This is a genomic window from Alistipes sp. HGB5 (assembly GCF_000183485.2).
Classification (GTDB): domain Bacteria; phylum Bacteroidota; class Bacteroidia; order Bacteroidales; family Rikenellaceae; genus Alistipes; species Alistipes finegoldii.
Map to the genome: position 1 here is coordinate 1 of NZ_AENZ01000054.1, position 5802 is coordinate 5802.

6 protein-coding genes are annotated in these 5802 nt (G+C 45.0%); all 6 read left to right on the plus strand.

Annotation, left to right across the window (positions count from 1 at the left end; genetic code table 11):
• On the plus strand, window positions 1-1516 hold a 1516-nt coding region (locus HMPREF9720_RS09610; RefSeq protein ID WP_009598111.1), incomplete at its 5' end, for a TonB-dependent receptor plug domain-containing protein.
• 135 nt (window positions 1517-1651) lie between these two features.
• On the plus strand, window positions 1652-2260 hold the full coding sequence (locus HMPREF9720_RS09615; RefSeq protein ID WP_009598107.1) for a tail fiber domain-containing protein: 609 nt from the start codon (window positions 1652-1654) through the stop codon (window positions 2258-2260).
• A 40-nt stretch (window positions 2261-2300) separates the two neighbouring features.
• Entirely contained in the window at window positions 2301-4118 is a 1818-nt protein-coding gene (locus tag HMPREF9720_RS09620) for a hypothetical protein (RefSeq protein WP_039940371.1), read from the plus strand.
• A gap of 66 nt (window positions 4119-4184) precedes the next feature.
• Complete coding sequence (locus HMPREF9720_RS15450) at window positions 4185-4646, plus strand: hypothetical protein (RefSeq protein WP_009598106.1); 462 nt, start codon at window positions 4185-4187, stop codon at window positions 4644-4646.
• Window positions 4647-4690: 44 nt separating this feature from the next.
• Entirely contained in the window at window positions 4691-5149 is a 459-nt protein-coding gene (locus HMPREF9720_RS15175) for a hypothetical protein (RefSeq protein WP_083817621.1), read from the plus strand.
• 6 nt (window positions 5150-5155) lie between these two features.
• Window positions 5156-5617 (plus strand): hypothetical protein, encoded by a 462-nt coding sequence (locus HMPREF9720_RS09625; protein ID WP_039940373.1) that lies wholly within the window; start codon window positions 5156-5158, stop codon window positions 5615-5617.
• Window positions 5618-5802: the final 185 nt, after the last annotated feature.

A 5802-nucleotide genomic window follows, 5' to 3' on the forward strand; every position in this document is an offset into this window, starting at 1 on the left:
TCACCGCCAGTCGCTCACGGTGGGAACCTTGTCGTTGGCCGGGACCCTCGACGGGCCTATCAAACGCGATAAGGGTTCCTACCTCATTTCAGCACGTTACTTCTTTCCCGAAGCGGTGCTTGCAATCGTCGATAACGCTGTCCGCTACGGCTTCTACGACGTGACGGGGAAACTGACTTACGACATTCACCGAAATCATACGCTTTCGCTCGGAATCTATTCCGGCGACGACCACATGAAGAACAAGGAAGATCACGCAGAAAACGGGTTCGGCTGGGGCAATACTACGGCATCCCTGCGGCTGGAATCGCGTTGGAATGATAATCTGCGCTCCTCGGTGGTGGCCTACTATACCTACCTGCAAAACCGTCAGGAAACAGAATTTAAAGACGACGGTTTCAGTAATTGGGGCAAAACGACTTTCAAAACCCACGAGTTCGGAGCACGCATGACGTTCGACCAACGGCTTTCGCATATCTGGACGCTGGAGTACGGAGCTACGTTTTCGCACCAGCGGTTCGAACCGATGCACACGAAAAAGCATCATCAACGGACAGCACAAGGACCGCGGCTATTCTTCCGAGCAGCTTGTTTCGGGGCGCTGTTCCTGAACAACCGCTTTCAATGGGGAGGCTGGCGGGCCGACGTGGGTGTGCGGGGCGCGGTCTATGACAATTCGGAGCAGACAAGATATGCCGTAGAGCCGCGTGCGCAACTATCCTATGATTTTGGCCGCGACAATTCGGTCTGGCTTTCGGGGACGATAAATTCACAGGCGCTTGTTCAATTCAACCGCTATTACTACTCGATGCCGATTGACTTCTGGACCCCGTTTCGGGACGGCAGGTTACAACACGCATGGCAGGTATCGCTCGGCGGACGTGCGAAGCTGCACGAAAACCTGACCCTTTCGGTAGAGGGCTATTATAAACGAATGCGCAACCTGCCGCTGATCTACGACAGCGACGATTTCCTGCTGGGCAACGGCGGCTTCATTTACGGCACGGGACGAGCGTTCGGCATTGAAGCAATGCTCCAGTACCAGACCGAACGTCTGAGCCTGACGGCTTCCTATACCTATACCGATTCCCGCCGCCGCTCGGACGGCGTAACCTACCCGTTTGAGTATGACGTACCGCACGATTTCAATGCGTTCGTCAGCTACGACGTGGTGAAGCGGCCGGGCCGAAAACATACCTTTTCACTCAATGTTGCATGGCGTTCCGGGCTTCCGTATCGCCTGACGAACGAAAGCTATCCGGATACGGACGGTAATCCGATCATCGGCATTACGGCCTATCCCACGATGCGGATGCACAACTATTTCCGCGCCGATGTCAGCTACAACATGGAGCGCCGCAAGCGCAACGGCGTGCGCAACTGGCAGTTCTCGATCATCAACGCCACATGGCACAAGAACCCCGTGAGCATTTACCCTTACCGGGGCAGCTATAAGGCAACGGTGCTGATACCTATCATGCCGTCGGTTTCATATACCCGCACGTTCGGAAAATGATCGTGTCCACAATATTCAAAACGCCAATTTCCAAACCTCAAAATAACTTTTAACCCTTAAAATTTTGTCTTATGAAAAAAAACGATCTTCACCATTCTGTTTGTTCTTTCAGTTACGATTAACTGCTTGGCCCAAATGACCTACAAGGACGGCAAACTCACCGTAGGACGAGGTATGTATAAAACCTATACGACGAGCTGGGCGGGATGGGCGCACTATTGGGGGTCCACGGACCAGAACGGTATCAAAATGCACATTCATGCAGCCGATCCCCGTATGTCTACTACAACCAATAAACTTGTGTTTTTGGATAGCGACAGGTCCTTGTATATCGACCTTTATTGCCGCACGATGTATCAGACTTCGGATGAAAAACTGAAAACCAATATTCGCTCATTGAAAACGACACCCGTTTCCCGGTCTGCTTTTTCCATTAACATAGCGACTGCACAATCTAACCCGTCAACGAATATGGTGCTGAAATTGAATCCCGTGAAATATCATTGGAGGGATGAAAGCGAATACGAAAGATTCAATATTCGTCCCGTGCAAAGCGGTGTGGAGGAATACGGTTTTTTGGCGCAGGAATTAGAAGCTATCATTCCCGGAGCAGTCGCCATGACAGAAGAGGGCGACCGCCTTGTCAATTATTCCGCCCTTATCCCGATTCTGACGGGCGCCATTCAGGAATTAACCGCGCGCGTCGCTGCATTGGAAAGTCAATTAAAAGCCGCCGGGAAATAGGAAATCATTGAATTTTGACGGAATTACATAAAACTGTTTTATGAAGAAAATATATTCGGTGATATTATTATTGGCTGTGATGCTGTCCTCTTGTACCAAAGACGAAACAGACATTATGACCGATGATAATTCCAACGCGCCGGCACTCGCAAAAACCCGTTCGGATGGAAGTGATATGGTAGAATATGAACTTTTACCGAATCCGTACACGGTTGATGTCATACAGGGAGTTTACGATTCGTATAATGTTTCTAAAACTATTGAACCGACGGATTTGTACGTCAGATTCTTACCGCAGGACAGTTTACAACTTATTGCCCTGAAAAACGATTATGACCTCGAACTGTTCGACTATCCGCTCAATATCGAACTTCCGGAAGATGCGGTTTATCAAGACCCGACTATTCCGGAGGGTAGTTTTACTTGGTTGTATACAACCGTAAAGCCAGACTTCGCATTTCCCAAAGAAATACCTTATGAGGTGATTGAAGAATGCTATATTCCGGCAGAAGATGAAACAATCTCACCCACTCGCGGGGGTATTATAAATGTGGAGGAAGCTGCTTTTTTAAGTCTTGGCTACCCCCTTGAAGAACAGGAACCGGAAACTCGCGGAAAACGCAGACCGGAGGGAACTATCAGAGTTTACGATGATTATGCAGGTACTTTTGTTCCGGTAAAAGGAGTTAAAATCAGATGCCATAGATTTATTAAATGGTCTACGACATTTACGGACGAAAGCGGCCATTATACAATGGACAGCAAATTCAGATTCGGACCGCATTACGCGATTGTTTTTGACAACAGGAAAGGTTTTGACATCTGGGGTAATTGGGGGCCGATTGCACGGGCCAATCTTAATATGGGTTGGCATAGTAACCGAGGACACTCACGCGATATAAATGCTGGAAGTTTTGCTTGGGATTGGGCGGCTGTTAATAATGCAACCTACGATTACTATAAAATGTGCGAAGAAACAGGAATTGCCAAACCGCCCCGTAATCTTAAAATTTGGGTTTTCAAACGCTGGACGACATCCTCGACACCTATGTTGCGCCGAATCGTACATCCTATTGGGTATAACGGTAATTCATCGTGGAAAAACTTTTTTATCAATATCGGTTACGGTACTCTTGCAACGGTGCTGAATCAAATGCTAAAAAAGGTTCTACCTGATATTACGATAGGAACAGGTGGACACTCTTACCGGAAGGTTTATGACGTTGTAAATCACGAGTTGTCCCACGCCAGTCATTTCAGTCAAGTAGGAAGTGCGCATTGGGCGAAGTATATCAGCTATATTATGACATACGGTTCTTATGGAAACGGGACGGGTAAGAATGCAGAACTTTGTGGAATTGGTGAAATGTGGGGTTACTCAATGGGACATATCCGGGCCTATGAAAAATACAATCCGTCAGGTCTTTTGGATGATTATCCGGATGTGCATACTTGGCTTAAACCTCATGTGTTTTGGGACCTGCAAAGGGATAAAGTATTAACTAAGAAGCAGATATATGATTGTTTGGTCGTTGGGGTCGATACCTATGACAGATTAGTCGCAAAAATGTACGAAAAATATCCCGAAAAGGCTGATGAGATCGAAAAGGCATTTACGGACAACGGGATTACCCCGAATGTCCCCAAACCTGATACCGGAGATTTGACGCATGATGCCTTTTATACCGACAAAACGGTTTCTTCGTCTTTCGTTTTTTCAGGGAATAATATTCTTACGCGGAATGTTACTGTAACGAATAGTGCGAAACTGACCTTTCGGGCCAACAAGTCTGTTACTATAAACTCTCCGTTTACAATTAATCAAGGCGCGCAGCTTGAAATAACTTGCGGTAATTAATATATTTAACAGGTTCAGGGACATTGTTCCCTGAACCTTTGTATCTTTACACGAAAACTATGGTCTATGAAAAAAATAATTTTTGCTGTTATCAGCCTTACTTTGTTCGTATCATGCAGAATATTCCATACTACCGAGCCGACCAATAGTGCACATTGGTACGTAAAAAATATGACTTGGAAACCAATTGTAATTAAGAAGCGTGATTTCAGGACGGAACGGCTATTGAATCCGGGAGATTCTATATCTGTTTTTCATAGATTACCTATGCAAAAATTGGGATTTCCCTCTTTTGATCTATTTTATGAATTATGGAACGTGAACGGGAATGGGGTGGAACAAAATCTGGATGTCCTGTCAGAAAATGGGCAATTACTTAAAACTTGGAAAATTTCGGATAAAAATGATCCGTCAGTAAGAATATTCCAAGAAACTTCATGGAGATTTTATCAAAAACCACAACTCCAACATGTATCTACTTGTGAGGTTGCATGGGTTTTTGACATTCTCCCCGCAGATATTGAGTAGTTCACAAATGCCATGAGTTTGTAATAAATTAAAATCAATCTATTTTGAAAAAAATATTCGTCCTATGTATAATCATTCTGGGTGGTGTCTCATGTGATCCACCTGAGCATTTAAAGACTCATTATACCTACTGGTATGTGAAAAACGCAACTAATAAACCAATAAGTATAACAACTGTTCCCGGACATTTAATGTCGATATTAACAATTATTTCGGGTGATTCCGTCTGTTTTCATTCATTTTGTCCTCCGCAACATTGGGGTATTCCGTCTTTCAACGGCTTATATGACATTTGGAAAAAAACAGCGGTCCAAGATCAGCATACTGATATTCTTTCGAATGAAGGGAGCTTATTAAAGAGTTGGAATTATGCAGACCGAGACGCAGAGGGGCGGCAGTTCTTTAATGAATCTTACTGGCGGTTATATACGAAAAAATATAGTCATAGCGATGAATTAAACTTTGCATGGGTTTTTGACATTCTCCCCGCAGATATTGAGTAGAATGCCATGAAAAAGATTGCTTTCATATTTGCGATTACACTAATTAGCATATCATGCGACCCGAAGAAATGGGTGGCTACGCATGCAACTTCATGGTATGCAAAAAACAATACCGATCAGATTCTAATTATTACTACGTCACCGTTCATTGATACTGATGCTGTTGTTGACCCCGGAGATTCGGTATTAGTTCATAGCTTCAGTCCGTTTCAATATTTAGGAGAACCCACTTTTGACACATTTTACGATGCGTGGAACGGTAAGCCGGAACAAGAATGGTGTATAAGTATCTGTTCCAAAGATGGCCAATTACTGAAAATATGGAAATATATAGACCGGAACGCAGAGGGCAGACAATTCTTCAATGAATCTTATTGGCGGCTATATACGAAAAAATATAGTAATAGCGATCAATTAAACCTCTCGTGGGTTTTTAATATTCTACCGGAGGATATTGCTACTTTGTAGCCCCCTCCGTTGATGACGCACACTTCACATTAGCAACAGGCCGGAATAAATGTTCCGGCCTGTTCATTTAGCGTGATATAGTCCGTTTTCGCCGTGGCTTTCGCTTGCGTGAAAGATTTCGGCGCATGGCTTCGAACTCCTCCTGCGACATGGGACCGTCCTCGGTGATCTGTCCCAGCAGGTCG